Annotated in this window: 14 protein-coding genes; 5 read left to right on the top strand and 9 right to left on the bottom strand. The window is 73.1% G+C overall.

Annotation, left to right across the window (positions count from 1 at the left end):
• Positions 1-24 precede the first annotated feature (24 nt).
• From ABZW17_RS19375 to ABZW17_RS19385, 3 genes are read right to left on the bottom strand one after another with little or no spacing between them, the layout of a single operon-like run.
• Positions 25-456 (bottom strand): ATP-binding protein, encoded by a 432-nt coding sequence (locus ABZW17_RS19375; protein WP_354815451.1) that lies wholly within the window; start codon positions 454-456, stop codon positions 25-27.
• The gene (locus ABZW17_RS19380; RefSeq protein ID WP_354815454.1) at positions 453-2,036 is read right to left on the bottom strand and encodes a GAF domain-containing SpoIIE family protein phosphatase; all 1,584 of its coding nucleotides are present in this window, start codon (positions 2,034-2,036) and stop codon (positions 453-455) included. Before ABZW17_RS19380 ends, ABZW17_RS19375 begins: the two co-directional genes overlap by 4 nt.
• Complete coding sequence (locus ABZW17_RS19385) at positions 2,036-2,416, bottom strand: STAS domain-containing protein (RefSeq protein WP_354815457.1); 381 nt, start codon at positions 2,414-2,416, stop codon at positions 2,036-2,038. The genes ABZW17_RS19380 and ABZW17_RS19385 overlap by 1 nt, the downstream gene beginning before the upstream one ends.
• A 167-nt stretch (positions 2,417-2,583) precedes the next feature.
• On the opposite strand from ABZW17_RS19385, the gene ABZW17_RS19390 reads away from it, so the two are divergent.
• Positions 2,584-2,967, top strand: coding sequence for an STAS domain-containing protein (locus ABZW17_RS19390; RefSeq protein WP_354815460.1), 384 nt, complete (start codon positions 2,584-2,586; stop codon positions 2,965-2,967).
• 20 nt (positions 2,968-2,987) lie between these two features.
• Here the strand turns inward: ABZW17_RS19390 and ABZW17_RS19395 are convergent, their stop codons facing one another.
• Positions 2,988-4,211, bottom strand: a complete 1,224-nt coding sequence (locus ABZW17_RS19395) for a GAF domain-containing SpoIIE family protein phosphatase (RefSeq protein WP_354815463.1) — start codon at positions 4,209-4,211, stop codon at positions 2,988-2,990.
• 82 nt (positions 4,212-4,293) lie between these two features.
• Between ABZW17_RS19395 and ABZW17_RS19400 the strand changes: the two genes are divergently transcribed.
• Together ABZW17_RS19400 and ABZW17_RS19405 are read left to right on the top strand one after the other, a co-directional pair.
• Entirely contained in the window at positions 4,294-5,013 is a 720-nt protein-coding gene (locus ABZW17_RS19400; RefSeq protein ID WP_354815466.1) for a histidine phosphatase family protein, read from the top strand.
• Positions 4,991-5,854, top strand: coding sequence for an NAD(P)H-hydrate dehydratase (locus ABZW17_RS19405; RefSeq protein WP_354815469.1), 864 nt, complete (start codon positions 4,991-4,993; stop codon positions 5,852-5,854). The genes ABZW17_RS19400 and ABZW17_RS19405 overlap by 23 nt, the downstream gene beginning before the upstream one ends.
• Positions 5,855-5,942: 88 nt before the next feature.
• On the opposite strand, the gene ABZW17_RS19410 is transcribed toward ABZW17_RS19405, so the two are convergent.
• Genes ABZW17_RS19410 through ABZW17_RS19425 form a run of 4 tightly spaced genes read right to left on the bottom strand, consistent with a single transcriptional unit; the run spans position 5,943 to position 9,996 of the window.
• On the bottom strand, positions 5,943-6,662 hold the full coding sequence (locus ABZW17_RS19410; RefSeq protein WP_354815472.1) for an SDR family oxidoreductase: 720 nt from the start codon (positions 6,660-6,662) through the stop codon (positions 5,943-5,945).
• Positions 6,659-7,510 carry an oxidoreductase gene (locus tag ABZW17_RS19415; RefSeq protein ID WP_354815475.1) on the bottom strand — a complete coding sequence of 284 codons (852 nt, stop codon included), beginning with the start codon at positions 7,508-7,510 and terminating at the stop codon, positions 6,659-6,661. The genes ABZW17_RS19410 and ABZW17_RS19415 overlap by 4 nt, the downstream gene beginning before the upstream one ends.
• 38 nt (positions 7,511-7,548) lie before the next feature.
• Positions 7,549-8,370 carry a helix-turn-helix transcriptional regulator gene (locus tag ABZW17_RS19420; protein ID WP_354815478.1) on the bottom strand — a complete coding sequence of 274 codons (822 nt, stop codon included), beginning with the start codon at positions 8,368-8,370 and terminating at the stop codon, positions 7,549-7,551.
• 54 nt (positions 8,371-8,424) lie between these two features.
• Positions 8,425-9,996, bottom strand: coding sequence for an alkaline phosphatase D family protein (locus ABZW17_RS19425; protein ID WP_354815481.1), 1,572 nt, complete (start codon positions 9,994-9,996; stop codon positions 8,425-8,427).
• A 147-nt stretch (positions 9,997-10,143) separates the two neighbouring features.
• Between ABZW17_RS19425 and ABZW17_RS19430 the strand changes: the two genes are divergently transcribed.
• Complete coding sequence (locus tag ABZW17_RS19430; protein ID WP_354815484.1) at positions 10,144-12,375, top strand: PHB depolymerase family esterase; 2,232 nt, start codon at positions 10,144-10,146, stop codon at positions 12,373-12,375.
• An 80-nt stretch (positions 12,376-12,455) separates the two neighbouring features.
• Positions 12,456-12,668, top strand: a complete 213-nt coding sequence (locus ABZW17_RS19435) for a hypothetical protein (protein WP_354815487.1) — start codon at positions 12,456-12,458, stop codon at positions 12,666-12,668.
• A 187-nt stretch (positions 12,669-12,855) separates the two neighbouring features.
• On the opposite strand, the gene ABZW17_RS19440 is transcribed toward ABZW17_RS19435, so the two are convergent.
• On the bottom strand, positions 12,856-13,377 hold the full coding sequence (locus ABZW17_RS19440; protein WP_354815490.1) for an ATP-binding protein: 522 nt from the start codon (positions 13,375-13,377) through the stop codon (positions 12,856-12,858).
• Positions 13,378-13,526 lie beyond the last annotated feature (149 nt).

A 13,526-nucleotide genomic window follows, 5' to 3' on the forward strand; every position in this document is an offset into this window, starting at 1 on the left:
CCGAGGCTGCCGGGCGTGCGAGGCTCAGTCGAGCGGGGCTTCGCCGTTCAGCCACGTCATGGTGACCGTGGTGCCGTCTTCCCGGTGCACCTGGGCGCTGTGGTCGGCGAGGGTGTCGATGAGCAGCAGGCCGCGGCCGCGCAGCCCGTTCGTCGACGCCGGCGGCCGCCAGGTGCCGTAGTCGGTGACCGTCACGGTGAGCCGCCCGGGCAGCGCTTCGGCCCGGACGTCGACCGGGCCGGCTTCGCCGGCGGGGTAGGCGTGCTCGGCGGAGTTCGCCATCGCTTCGTAGCCGGCGAGGACGATGTCCTCCCGCCGTTCGACGTCCAGGTGCAGCGTGGCCAGCCAGCGGTCCAGCGCCTCGCGCAGGTCCGGCAGGCGGTCGGCCACCGCGGCCGTGCGCCGGTGGAACGAGACCGGGGGAGCGGGCGCGCCCGGCGGGCGGGGATCCGTCATGGGGCATCCTCTCCGCGGTGGCGCACGTGGATCAGGGCGATGTCGTCGTCGTGCCGTCCGCCGGTCAGCTCCTCGACGAGCTTGTCCCACGCCGTGCCGAGGTCGGCGGCGGTCAGCAGGCCCGGGATACCCGCCAGGAGCCATTCGATGCCGAGGGTGAGGTCGCGGGTGCGGCTCTCGACCAGCCCGTCGGTGTACAGCACGAGGTCCGCCCCCGCCGGGAACCCGGTCGTCCGCTGGGGGAACACCGAGCCGACCCCCAGCGGCTGCGCCAGTGCTTCGCCGATCTGCTCGGGTGGCTCGCCCGGGCGGATCATGATCGCCGGCAGGTGGCCGGCGTTCGCGTAGCGCAGCGTGCCGTCGGACGGCTGGTGGACCGCGTAGAAGCAGGTCACGAAGCTTTCGCCGAACAGCCCGCCGATCAGCTCGGAGACGTTGCGCAGCACCTCCGACGGCGGCAGCTCCAGCCGGGCGTAGCTGCGGACCGCCGTCCGGACCTGGCCCATCACCGTCGCGGCGGTGACGCCGTGGCCGACGACGTCGCCGATGACGAACGCGGTGGCGCCCGACGGCAGCCGGATGACGTCGAACCAGTCGCCGCCGACCTTGCTGCCGGTGGCCGCGGGCAGGTACCGGGTGACCACGTCGAGCCCCGGGGTCGGCGGGGCGACCGGCAGCATGCTGCGGGACAGTTCGGTCGCGAGGTTGCGCTCGCGTTCGTAGAGCCGGGCGTTGTCCAGCGCGATGGCCGAGTAGGCGGCGATGCCCTCGGCGAGGTACTCGTGGCGCGCGGTGAACCGGTCCGGCTCCGGGTGGCCGAAGAAGAACCCGCCCAGCACCTCGCCGGAGGTCGGGCTGAGCACCGAGACGGCCAGGTAACTGCACACCGGCAGGTGGCCTTCCGGCATCCCGTGGTGGGGCGCGTTCTTGCCGAACCGCGGGTCCTTCGTGATGTCGGGGCTGCGGACGGTGCCGGTGCCGTCGAAGGTCGGCGCGAACACCTCGGTGTTGCGCGGCATCGGGAACCGGGCGAACGCCTCCCTCGGCACCCCGGAAATCGTGTAGAGCGTGTAGGACTCGCCGAACTCGTCGACCAGGTTGTAGAAGAAGGCGCCGAACCCGGCGCCGGTCGCCTTCGTGGCCGCGTCGGTCGCGTCCTGCACGATCCGGTCGATGTCGAGCTGGGCGGTCAGCTCGCGGCCGGTGGAGTGCAGCGCGTCGAGCACCGCGGCTTCGCTGCGCAGCCGCCGGACCGTGCCGGCCAGGTCCGCGGTGGCGGCCTCGATGGCGGCGGCGAGGGCGGCGGGCGTCGCACCGGTGGCTGCGGTGGTATAGACCAACGCGCCGTGCCGGCCACCGTCGGCGGCGACGGCGATCGCGCCGGTGATCGCCGCGCCCGGGACCAGGTCCGCGAGCACCGCGCGGTCGGTCACCGCGAGCGCGACGTGGTCGCCGAGCACCGCGGCCACCTCGGCCGGCGCGAGCGGGCGGACCGCGGTGGCGGCCGGCGCGCCGTCGTCGGCGGCGAAGGCGCGGCGCACCGCCTCCAGCACGGCGTCGAACCCCGGCGGCGACGTCATCAGCGCACCAGCGCCTCGGACAGCGACGGGTAGATGGCGAGTTCGTCGACCAGCCGGGTCAGTTCCAGCGGGCGCAGCGCGATCCGGCCGCTGGCCACCACCCGCAGCGGCGCCGAGGCGGTGGTGCCGCGGTGCGCGCGGACGAGCTCGGCCATGCCCGCCGAAGCGAGGAAGGTGACGCCGGTGAGGTCGATGACGAGCAGCCGGTCGCCCAGCCGGGTCGCGTGTTCGGCCAGCCGGCGCAGTTTCGGCGCGAGTGCGAGGTCGAGCGCGCCGGCGACGCGCAGGACCGTCGCACCGTCCAGGCTCTCCAGCGCCACCGACCCCGCGGAGCCGGTGGCGTCGCCGAGTGCGTCCCCGGTCACGTCCCTTTCGCTCATGGTGCCCATCCTGCCTGTTCGGGGACGTGGCGAAAAGCGCGAGGGGTGCTGACGCGGCGGCGTGTCGCCCGGGCAGGCATGATTGACAGCGGTTGAGCAGACAGCCTTCGTGATCACGCACGCCCACCGGAGACCGGTGGAGCTGCCGAAGGCGAGGAGAAAACGTCATGACCGAGCCCACCCACATCGAAAGCTCGGCCACCGCTGTGCCGTTCGGGGAATTCCGGATCGCCAGAACGGAGCAAGGGGAAGCGGTCGTCCTCGAGGTCGCCGGGGACGTGGACACGACCACCGCGCCGACCCTCGTGCAGGCCGCCGACGCGGCACTGGCCGAGCAGCCGCCCGTGCTGGTGGTCGACCTGAGCCGCGTCGAGTTCCTCGCTTCGCCCGGCCTGACCGCCCTGCTGACGATCCACCGCAACGCCGGCACCGGCACCGCGGTCCGGATCGTCGCGTCCGGCCGGGCCACCCTGCGCCCGATCCAGCTGACCGGGCTGGAGGACAGCCTCTCGCTGTTCCCGACCCGGGACGCGGCGCTCGCCGGGTCCTGACCGAGGCCGTCCCGGCCGCGTCAGCTGCCGGCCGGGACGCTCAGGCGCCGGATGGCCAGCAGGGCGACGTCGTCCTGGGCCGCCCGGTTGCCGATCATCGCGGCCATGATCTGCGCGCAGACCCGGTCCGGGTCACCGGCGCGCACGGTCGCCGCCAGCTGGGCCATCCCGGCGTCCACCGGCCGGTCCCGGCGCTCCACCAGGCCGTCGGTGTAGAACGCCAGCACCGCGTCCTCGGGCAGTTCGACGACGGTCGTCCGCCGCTCCGGCACCCCGATGGTCAACCCGATGGGGGGATCCGGCGGCGCGTCGACCAGCCGGCCCGCTTCGCCGGGCGCCGCCAGCACCGGCGGCAGGTGCCCGGCCAGCGACAGCGTCAGCGCCTCGCGGTCCGGCCCGACGATCCCGTAGGCCACCGTGGCCATCGCCCCGTGCTCGAAGTGGTTCGCCTTGCGGTCGAGCTTGGCGAGCACCTCGGCGGGGCTTTCGCTGTCGAGGGCGTAGGCGCGCAGGGCGCTGCGCAGCCGTCCCATGATCACCGCCGCGTCGAGGCCGTGGCCGGAGACGTCGCCCATCACCACGCCGAGCCGGTCGCCCGGCAGGGTGAACAGGTCGTACCAGTCACCGCCCAGCCCGGTTTCCGCGCCGGGCACGTACCGCGCGCCGAAGGTCAGGCCGGACACCTCGGGCAGGGTGCTCGGCAGCAGGCTGCGCTGCAGCGCCATGGTGGCGGTGCGGTTCTCTTCCAGGGCCTCCACCTGGATCGCCATCGCGAGGCGGTCGGCGAGCAGCTGCATGGTGGCCACGTCGGCCTCGCCGAACTGCCGGAGCGCGACCGAACCGACGTGCAGCACCCCGACGAGCTCGCTGCCGGCGATCATCGGCACGCCGAGCATGGAGTGCAGCCCGCGTTCCCAGAGCAGGGAGTTGACGACGGTGGTCTCGTCGACGTGGTCCAGGATGACCGGCACCCGTTCGAGGGCCACCCGGCCGGCGAAGCCGCTGCCGACCGGCACCCGGACACCCTGGTGGACTTCCTCCTCGATGCCGGCCGCCGCGAACGCGACGAGCTGACGGCCGCTGGGCTGGTACCGCAGCACGGTCGCGGTGTCGACGGCCATGACCTCGCACAGGCGCTGGAGGGTCTCGGCGAGGACCTCGGCCAGCCCCAGGTGCCCGGACGGCGCACCGAGGATCGCCTCCAGCTGCTGCAGCCGGTTCTGGGCGTCGAGGCTTCGCGACATGGAACGACCCTAGCCGCAAGTGGTTTGCGGGCCTAACCATCCCGGGTTTCGACGGCGGGTCCCGCGGGGTAACCAGGGCGGCGTGAAGGTCGACTTGGACTGGGTGGGTGTGCTGCGGCACGGCCAGAGCACCGGGAACGTGGCGCGGGAAGAAGCGGAGGCGGCGGAGGCGGACGTGATCGACATCGCCGAGCGCGACGCCGACGTGCCGCTGACGGACCTGGGCCGGGAACAGGCGTCGGCCGCCGGGAAGTTCTTCGCGCACCGGCCGCCGGACCTCGTCGTCACCTCGACCTACCGCCGGGCGTGGGACACCGCCCGGCTGGCCGCGCCCGGCGGCGTGCCGATCGTCCCGGACGAACGGCTGCGCGACCGCGAGCTCGGCGTGCTGGATCTGCTGACCTCCCACGGCGTCCGCGAGCGGTGGCCCGACGAACTGCGGCGCAAGCGGCGGCTGGGCAAGTTCTACTACCGGCCGCCGGGCGGGGAGTCCTGGGCCGACGTCGTGCTGCGGCTGCGATCCCTGCTCGCCGAGCTGAGCGCGGAGCACGCGGGAAAGCGCGTTCTGCTGGCCGCGCACGAGATGACGGTGTTCGCCCTGCGCTACCTCCTCGAAGGACTGCCGGAGCCCGACCTGCTGCGCGCGGCCGACGCCACCGAGGTCCCGAACGGGTCGGTGACGGCCTGGGAACGCGACCGCGACGGCGGGTTCACCATGGTGCTGGCCCAGGAGGTCGGCCACCTGCACGCCACCGACACCCCGCCGACGGCGGACGACGATGCCGCGCAGCAGCTCTCCTGAGCCGATCAGCCCCGCGCTGTTGCGGGACTGGCGGATCGGCACCGGAGACCGCGCAACGGTGCTCGTGGTCGGCGGCGCCCGGACCGTCCCGGGCGCGCCGGCGCTGTCCGGCACCGCCGCCCTGCGCGCCGGGGCCGGCACGCTGCAGCTGGCGGTCGCCGAACGGCACGCGACGGCGACCGGCGTCTCGGTGCCCGAGTCGTCGGTCTTCGGGCTGCCGGAAACCGCTTCCGGCGCGATCGCCGCGGACGCCGCCGACCGGCTGGCCGACGTGCTGCCCGACGCCGCCACCGTCGTGGTCGGTCCCGGTCTGACCGGCGTTTCGGAAACCGAAGAGCTGCTGCGGCGCCTGGTGCCCGCCATCGCCCCGGACGCGAAGGTGGTGCTCGACGCGTTCGCGCTCGGCGCGCTCAGCCGGGACCCCGCCCTGGCGGAACCGTTGGCGGGCCGGGTGCTGCTCACCCCGAACCGGGTCGAAGCCGCGTTCCTCGACGGCTGCGAGGAAAAGGACGTCGACGACCGGGAAACGGCGGTCCGGATCGCCGGCCGCTACGGGGGAGTGGTCCTCCTGATGGGTGTCGTCGCTACGCCGGACGGCCGCACGTGGCGCGACGGCAGCGGCCACATCGGCCTGGCGACGTCGGGCAGCGGGGACGTGCTGGCCGGCCTGACGGGCGGCTTCCTGGCGCGCGGCGCGGCCGCCGACCAGGCGGCCTGCTGGGCGACGCACGTCCACGCGGTGGCCGGCCAGCGGCTGATCCCGGACACCGGCAGCACCGGCCTGCTGGCCCGCGAGCTGGTGGCCGAGATCCCGCGCGTCATCGCCGAACTGGAGCGCTGAGCCCGCCCGCCCTCCCGCTCGCCCGCTCGTGAGTGGTAAGGCGCGTTAGAACGCGCCTTACCACTCACGACGAGCCGCGGCAGAACGGCTACCGCTGCGCGGTGGGCCGCACGATGACCTCGTTGACGTCGACGTCGTCCGGTTGCCCGACCGCGTACGCCACGGCTCCGGCGATGGCGTCCGCCGGCAGGGTGACCGCGCGGTAGGCGCGCATCGCTTCCTGCGCCCCGGGTTCGGTGATCGTGCCGGCCAGTTCGGACTCGGTGACGCCGGGCGAGACGGTCGTCACGCGGATGCCGGGCTCGGCCTCCAGCCGCAGGCCCTCGGTGATCGCCCGCGCCGCGTACTTGGTGCCGCAGTAGACCGCGGCCGTCGGGACCACCTCGTGCGCGCCGGTGGAGGCGATCGTCACGAAGTGCCCGCCCCCCTGCCGCCGGAAGTGCGGCAGGACGGCCGCGATCCCGTGGAGCAGGCCGCGGACGTTGACGTCGATCATCCGGTCCCACTCGTCGACGTGCAGGGAGTCCAACCGGGACAACGGCATCACGCCGGCGTTCGCGACGAACACGTCGATCCGGCCGTGGGCCTCGACGGCGGTGTCGGCGAACGCGGCGACGTCGGCCCGGTCGGTGACGTCGAGGCGGTGCACGTCGGCGGTGCCGCCGGCGTCGTGGATCTCCTTGGCCAGGGCGGCCAGCCGGTCTTCGCGCCGGGCACCGAGCACGACGTGGTGGCCGTCGCGGGCCAGCCGCAGCGCGGTGGCGCGGCCGATGCCGCTGCTGGCACCGGTGATGAGGACGGTCTTCACGGGGTTTCCTCCTGGGGGTAGTCGGCGCCGAGGGTGGTTTCGCGCCAGGTGTCGAAAGTGGAGCGGAGGGTGCCGAGCCGGGCGGTCGCGATGTCGTAGGCGGCGCGGCCGAGGAGCAGCCGCAGCGGCGGCTCGTCGCTGCCGACGGCGGCGATGATCGCTTCGGCGGCGCGCACCGGATCGCCCGGCTGGTGGCCGTAGGTGGCGAGCGTCGCTTCACGCCGGGCGCCCGCGGTCTCGGCGTAGTCGTCGATGCGGATCGCCGACTGCCGCATCGAGGGCCCGGACCAGCCGGTGCGGAACGCGGCGGGCTCGACGATGGTCACCTTGATGCCCAGCGGCGCCACCTCCGCGGCCAGCGACTCCGACAACCCCTCCACGGCGAACTTCGTCGCGTGGTAGTAGCCGGTGGCGCCGAAGGCCGCGAGACCGCCGAGGGACGACACGGTGACGACGTGCCCGCTGCGGCGGGCCCGCATGCCCGGCAGCACCGCCCGGGTGACGTCGGCGAGGCCGAACACGTTGGTGTCGAACAGCTTCCGGATCTCGGCGTCCTCGCCTTCCTCGACCGCGGCGAGGTAGCCGTAGCCGGCGTTGCCGACCAGGACGTCGATCCGGCCGAACACCGCTTCGGCCCGCTCGACCGCGGCGACGACCTGGGCGTGGTCGGTGACGTCGAGCGGCAGCGCCAGCGCGCGGTCGCCGTGCGCGGCGGCGAGATCGGCGACTCGCGCCGGGTCGCGGGCGGTGACGACCGCACACAGGCCTTGGCCGAGCACGGCTTCGGCCAAGGCCCGGCCAAGGCCGCCGGAGCAGCCGGTGATGAACCAGACAGCGTTTTCGGGCACGACGAAGTACTCCGTCCATTGTGGAAGGAAACGGGGATTCAGGAAGCGGCGAGACTGCCCAGCAGCGCCAACGCCGCTTCCGACGGGCTGCCCGGCTCGGCCTGGTACACGATGAGCTGCTGGCCGGGCGCGCTGTTCACGGTCAGCGCCTCGTAACTCAGCTCGAGCTCGCCCACCAGCCGGTGGTGGAAGCGCTTGGTCTCGTGCGTCTTCTGCCGGATGTCGTGGCGCGCCCACAGCCGGCGGAAGTCCGCGCTCTTGACCGACAGCTCGCCGACCGTCTCGATCAGCCGCGGGTCGTCCGGGTCGATCCCGGCGGCCGCGCGGAGGCCGCCGACCGTGTTGACCGCCACGCGCTCCCAGTCCGGGTAGAACGCGCGGGCGTCCGGGTCGAGGAACACCAGGCGGACCAGGTCACCGCTGTGGGTGTGCCCGGCGAACAACGCCTCGCCCAGCGCGTTGTGCGCGAGCACCTCGAGGCAGGGGCCGAGGACCACCGCCGGGGTGTCCGGCCAGCCGTCCAGCAGGCGCAGCAGGTTCGGGCTGACCCGCTCCGGCCGCCGGGCGCGCCGGCGGCGCGGGGGCACCGGCTGGGCCAGCCGGTGCAGGTGGGCCGTCGCCTCCTCGTCCAGCGCCAGCCCGCGGGCGAGCGCGTCGACGACCTGGGCCGACGGGTTCCGCTCGCGGCCCTGCTCCAGCCGGACGTAGTAGTCGGTGCTGACCCCGGCCAGCACCGCCACCTCCTCGCGGCGCAGCCCCGCGACCCGGCGCGGCCCGCCCGCGGGCAGGCCGAGTTCCTGCGGGCCCACCTGGGAACGGCGGGCCCGCAGGAACTCCCCGAGCGAGTTTTCCGCGGCCATGATCCGAGGCTAACCCGGATCGCGCGGCGGAGGGTGGCCGCGGCGCACCCACCCTCAGGTCAGCCGGATCGGCTCGCCGTCCTCCTCCGGCCACACCAGCTTCGCCGTGGCCGTGCGCCCGTCGACGTCCAGTTCCATCACCGCGTTCCCGAAGTGCGGCCCGGACACGCAGCGCCACGAAAGGGGCGCGGGCGGGACCCCGGTGCGGCGCGCCAGCCACTCGCTCACCCGCGTCAGCCGCCGCGACCAGCCCGCGCGGAACAGCCGGGTCATGAACCACGGCACGGTGTTGTGCACCGGCGAGCAGGTCAGCTGGTGGACCGGCGCGGCGGTGCCGCCGGGGAACTCCGCCTGCGCGACGTAGGCGTGGTGCACGTCGCCGGAGAGCACGTTGACCGAGGCCGGGCCCCCGTCCGCGACCCGGGCGATGAGCTTCGCCAGCCGCTCGAACGACGTCCGGAACGCCGGCCAGTGCTCCAGGTCCAGCAGCTGCCGCAACCACTCACTGGCCCGCCCGACGATCCCGGGCCGGGCGCAGAGCCGCTCGTTCACCGACTGCGCCGCCGACAGCGCCGTGGGCAGCAGCCACGGCAGCGACGTGCCGATCAGCAGGTGGTCGAACGGGCCGGAGGCCTGGTCCTCGATCCAGCGGAACTCCTCGTCCCCGATCATCGACCGCTGCCCGCCCGCGAGGATCCGGCCGGCCCGCGAGTCGATGACCAGCAGCCGGACCGGCCCGAAGTCGCGCCGGTAGGACCACCGGGTGCCCTTGGCGCCGTCCGCCTCCCGGTCGGCCCGGTCGGCGAACGCGCGGAGCACCGCGGCGTTGTCCTCACCCGACTTGGTGACGTGCTGGTAGAGGTCGTCCTCGGCGAGCTCGTCCGGCCCGAGGTTGCCCAGGTGCTGGTAGACCCAGTACGAGACCAGCGCGCCCCGGATCCGCTCTTGCCACCAGGACGTCCGGGCCATCTGCTCGCGCCAGGCCTGCGAGGTGTTCCAGTCGTCGCGGACGTCGTGGTCGTCGAAGATCATCGACGTCGGCACGGTGGACAGCAGCCAGCGCACCGCGGGGTCGCACCAGGCTTCGGAGTACAGGTGGCAGTACTCCTCGAAGTCGGCGACCTCCTTGCCCGGCGGCCGGCTCGTGTCGCGCCGCCCGGCCAGCCACTCCTGCGTCGCGCCGGTCGTTTCGTCGGCGTAGACCTGGTCGCCGAGCAGGAGCAGCGATTCCGGCCATTCGGCCTCGTCGAGCCCGGCCATCCGGTGGGCGTACGCGGCGAGCGCGTCCGGGCCGAGCGCGTCCTGCTCCCGCGGTTTGCGGCAGGACCCGAACACCAGCCGGAACCGCGGGTCGCCGGGCGCGAGCGTCCGGATCCGGCTCGGCGGCAGGGGACTGCCCGGCTCGGGCCAGACCAGGGTGCCGTCGAGCCGGACCTCGTACGGCGTGCTGCGCCCCGGTTCGAGCCCGGTCAGCACGACGAGGGCGTAGTGGTGGCCGGCGACCTCGAACGTCCGGGCGGTCGCGTCGGCCACGGCGACTTCGCAGGGACCGGCGGTCTCCACCCAGATCGTCGCCGAGTCGGCGTTCACGTGCCGCAGCAGCGGGCCCAGCAGGAGCTCGGTCATCCCGGAATCCTGCCAGAACCCGGGCGCCGCGGCCGATCGGTGAGCCGTTCGAAAGGTGGCGAAACATCCCGATAATCGTTGACCGGCCGGGACCGGCGACGAACCATCATCGCAGTTCCTTCCCCGCTCCCGGAAAGGATTCCTCGAGTGCGAAGACTCCTCACGGCCCTCTCCGCCGCCGTGCTGGCGATCGCCGCGGCCATCGTGCTGGTCGTGGCGGCCCAGCCGGCGTCCGCGGCCACGCTGACCCGGGTCACCGACTTCGGCAGCAATCCCAGCAATCTGAACATGTACACCTACGTCCCGGACCGGGTCGCCGCGCGCCCGGCGCTGCTCGTCGCGATCCACTACTGCACCGGTTCGGCGTCGGCGGTGTTCAACGGCTACGCCCACGACTACGTCACCGCGGCCGACCAGTACGGGTACGTCATCGTGTTCCCGGAAGCCACCCGCAGCGGGCAGTGCTTCGACGTCTCCTCGCCGCAGGCCCTCACCCGCGGCGGCGGCAGCGACCCGGTCGGCATCCTCTCCATGGTCGCCTGGGCCAAGCAGCGCTACAACGTCGACTCGTCCCGGGTGTACGTCACCGGGTTCTCCTCGGGCGCGATGATGACGAACGTGCTCGCGGCCGAGTACCCGGACGTGTTCGCGGCCGGTTCGGCGTTCATGGGCGTGCCCGCCGGCTGCTTCGGCACCACGGACGGGTCCAGCTGGAACAGCCAGTGCGCGAACGGCCAGATCACCAAGTCCGCGCAGCAGTGGGGCGACCAGGCCCGGCAGATGAGCGGCGGGCGCAGCGGCCCGTACCCGCGGATGCAGCTGTGGCACGGCACCGCCGACGACACGCTGCGCTACCCGAACTTCGGGGAGGAGATCAAGCAGTGGACCAACCTGCAGGGCGTGAGCCAGACGCCGTCGTCGAGTGACTCCCCGCAGTCCGGCTGGACGCGCACCCGCTACGGCGGCACCGGCACGCAGGCGCCGGTCGAAGGCGTCAGCGTCCAGGGCGCCGGGCACGCGTTGCCGCAGAACGGGATGGTGGCGTACGCGATCACCTTCCTCGGCCTGAACAGCGGCGGCCCGGCCACGACGACGCCGACCATTCCCACCACTCCCACCACGACGACGTCCACGCCGCCGTCCGGGACCACGTTGGGCGGTGCGGCGGCCCGGACCGGGCGGTACTTCGGCACGGCGGTGTCGGCGAGCAAGCTGTCCGACAGCGTCTACACCGGCATCCTGAGCCGCGAGTTCTCCATGATCACGCCGGAGAACGAGATGAAGATCGACGCGACCGAGCCGTCCCAGGGCCAGTTCTCCTACGCCAACGCGGACCGGATCGTCAGCCAGGCGGCGAGCCAGGGCGCCCGGATGCGCGGGCACACGCTGGCCTGGTACTCCCAGCAGCCGGGCTGGATGCAGAGCATGGAGGGTTCTGCGCTGCGGCAGGCGATGCTCAACCACATCACGCAGGTGGCGTCGCACTACCGGGGCAAGATCTACGCCTGGGACGTGGTGAACGAGGCGTTCGCCGACGGCGGCTCGGGCGCCCGGCGCGACTCGAACCTGCAGCGCACCGGCGACGACTGGATCGAGGCGGCGTTCCGCGCCGCGCGCTCGGCCGACCCGGACGCGAAGCTCTGCTACAACGACTACAACACCGACGACTGGAACCAGGCGAAGACCCAGGCGGTGTACCGCATGGTGCAGGACTTCAAGGCCCGCGGCGTCCCGATCGACTGCGTCGGCTTCCAGTCGCACTTCAACAGCAACAGCCCGGTGCCGTCCACCTACCGCACGACCCTGCAGAACTTCGCCGACCTCGGCGTCGACGTGCAGATCACCGAGCTGGACGTCGAGGGCTCGGGAACGGCGCAGGCGAACAACTTCCGCACGGTGACGCAGGCGTGCATGGCGGTCGCGCGCTGCACCGGCATGACGACGTGGGGTATCCGCGACACGGATTCGTGGCGGGCGTCGGCGACCCCGTTGCTGTTCGACGGAAACGGCCAGAAGAAGGAGGCGTACACGGCGGTCCTCGACGCGCTGAACGGCGGCACGCCCCCGGACGGCGGCACCACCACGCCGACGACCACCACGGCCTCACCGGCACCCTGCTCGGCGGCTTACCTGAAGACGGCGGAGTGGAACGTCGGGTTCAACGGCCAGGTGACGGTGTCGGGGACGAACAACTGGGTCCTCACGATCACGTTCCACGCCCCGCAGAAGGTGATCGGCAGCTGGAACTACACGGGAACGTGGGACAGCACGGGTTACGTGCTGACGGCGAGGCCGAACGGCAGCGGCAACGTCATCGGCTTCACGGTCCAGCACGGCGGAAACCTGACCCCGCCCACGGTGACCTGCGCGGTGGGGTAGCCGGTGGCGGTGATCACAGTGGACGCCGGCCCGGCCGAGGCCGTGCGGAAACTGTCGGTGGTGACGGATAGCCTCAGCACATGAAAACGGACGACGCGACGGTCCCGGCGCACCAGCTCACCAAGGGCCAGTGGTTCTGGCACGAGCCGGCGCCGGGGCTGCCCGCGTGGCAGCTGCAGGTGACTTCGGCGGAGGTGCGGGAGGATTCCGTCGAGATCTTCACCACGGACGAGGAGCGGGAGCTGGTTTCGTACCCGCGCAACCGGCTGGTGCGGCTCGCCGAGGTGGCTTGAGGGGGGCGGGAACCGAGGGGTGCCGGGGCGGCCGCGCCCGCGAGGGTGGGGCGCGGCCGCCTTGGTGCGGCAGGGGGTTGGCCGGGTTCGGCCGGCTTGGATCGCCACTGGCGGGTGAAGGTTCGCCGGGGCGGAGTTGCTGCCCCCGCCGGCTGGTCTTCCCGAGCCGGCGGGCGGGCCCGATTGCTCAGGCCGGGTCGGCGTTGCGGAGGGCGGGCGGGCGCCATGTCATGCGGACCGCCGTCCCCTGGGCGCTGCTGTCGATTTCGGACTGGTCCGTCACCTGGTCGATCAGCAGCAGGCCGCGGCCGCCCGAGGTGCGCAGGCCCGCCGTGCGGGGGCGGGTTGCCGGGATTCCGCAACCCGTGTCCGTCACCGTCACCGTGACCGTGTCGCCTGATCGGCCGGCCTGGAGGCGGGCCCAGCCGTGGCCGTCCGGGTAGGCGTGGGCCGCCACGTTCGCCAGGGCCTCGTACGTCGCCAGGGTGATGTCGTGCGTGCTGTCCGGGTCGAGCGGAAGCTCGTTCAGCCACTGGATCAGCTTGCGGCGCAGACCGGCCATCTCGTTGGGCAGGGCCGGCGCCAGTTCTTCGAAGGCCGGGGCGACCACGGGTCCGGCGCCGGTGCGCTCGGGTGCCGTGGTCCCGGCTTGGTCGGCGTCGATCTGCTCGCCCGTATCGACGCCGGTTTCCGGAGTTTGTCGATACACGATTCGCTCCCATCAGTCAGCCGCGGTTCCCCCGTTTCGGCGGGCTTCTCCGGTGGACTACCCACCGCCACCGCGTCTTACCCGTTGTGCTTCGTGAGATGTCTCGCTACAGTGGAGGTGCTCCTCGCGGATGCCGGCCCCTCGGCCGC

Origin of the sequence: Amycolatopsis sp. NPDC004625, assembly GCF_040609695.1 — a bacterium.
GTDB lineage: Bacteria > Actinomycetota > Actinomycetes > Mycobacteriales > Pseudonocardiaceae > Amycolatopsis.

Excerpts from the sequence above, each read along its gene's own strand:
- ABZW17_RS19380 (WP_354815454.1), bottom strand. The coding sequence starts at position 2,036 with ATGACGTCGCCGCCGGGGTTCGACGCCGTGCTGGAGGCGGTGCGCCGC.
- ABZW17_RS19425 (WP_354815481.1), bottom strand. The coding sequence starts at position 9,996 with ATGACCGAGCTCCTGCTGGGCCCGCTGCTGCGGCACGTGAACGCCGAC.
- ABZW17_RS19390 (WP_354815460.1), top strand. The coding sequence starts at position 2,584 with ATGACCGAGCCCACCCACATCGAAAGCTCGGCCACCGCTGTGCCGTTC.
- ABZW17_RS19420 (WP_354815478.1), bottom strand. The coding sequence starts at position 8,370 with ATGGCCGCGGAAAACTCGCTCGGGGAGTTCCTGCGGGCCCGCCGTTCC.
- ABZW17_RS19375 (WP_354815451.1), bottom strand. The coding sequence starts at position 456 with ATGACGGATCCCCGCCCGCCGGGCGCGCCCGCTCCCCCGGTCTCGTTC.
- ABZW17_RS19395 (WP_354815463.1), bottom strand. The coding sequence starts at position 4,211 with ATGTCGCGAAGCCTCGACGCCCAGAACCGGCTGCAGCAGCTGGAGGCG.
- ABZW17_RS19435 (WP_354815487.1), top strand. The coding sequence starts at position 12,456 with ATGAAAACGGACGACGCGACGGTCCCGGCGCACCAGCTCACCAAGGGC.
- ABZW17_RS19405 (WP_354815469.1), top strand. The coding sequence starts at position 4,991 with ATGCCGCGCAGCAGCTCTCCTGAGCCGATCAGCCCCGCGCTGTTGCGG.
- ABZW17_RS19385 (WP_354815457.1), bottom strand. The coding sequence starts at position 2,416 with ATGAGCGAAAGGGACGTGACCGGGGACGCACTCGGCGACGCCACCGGC.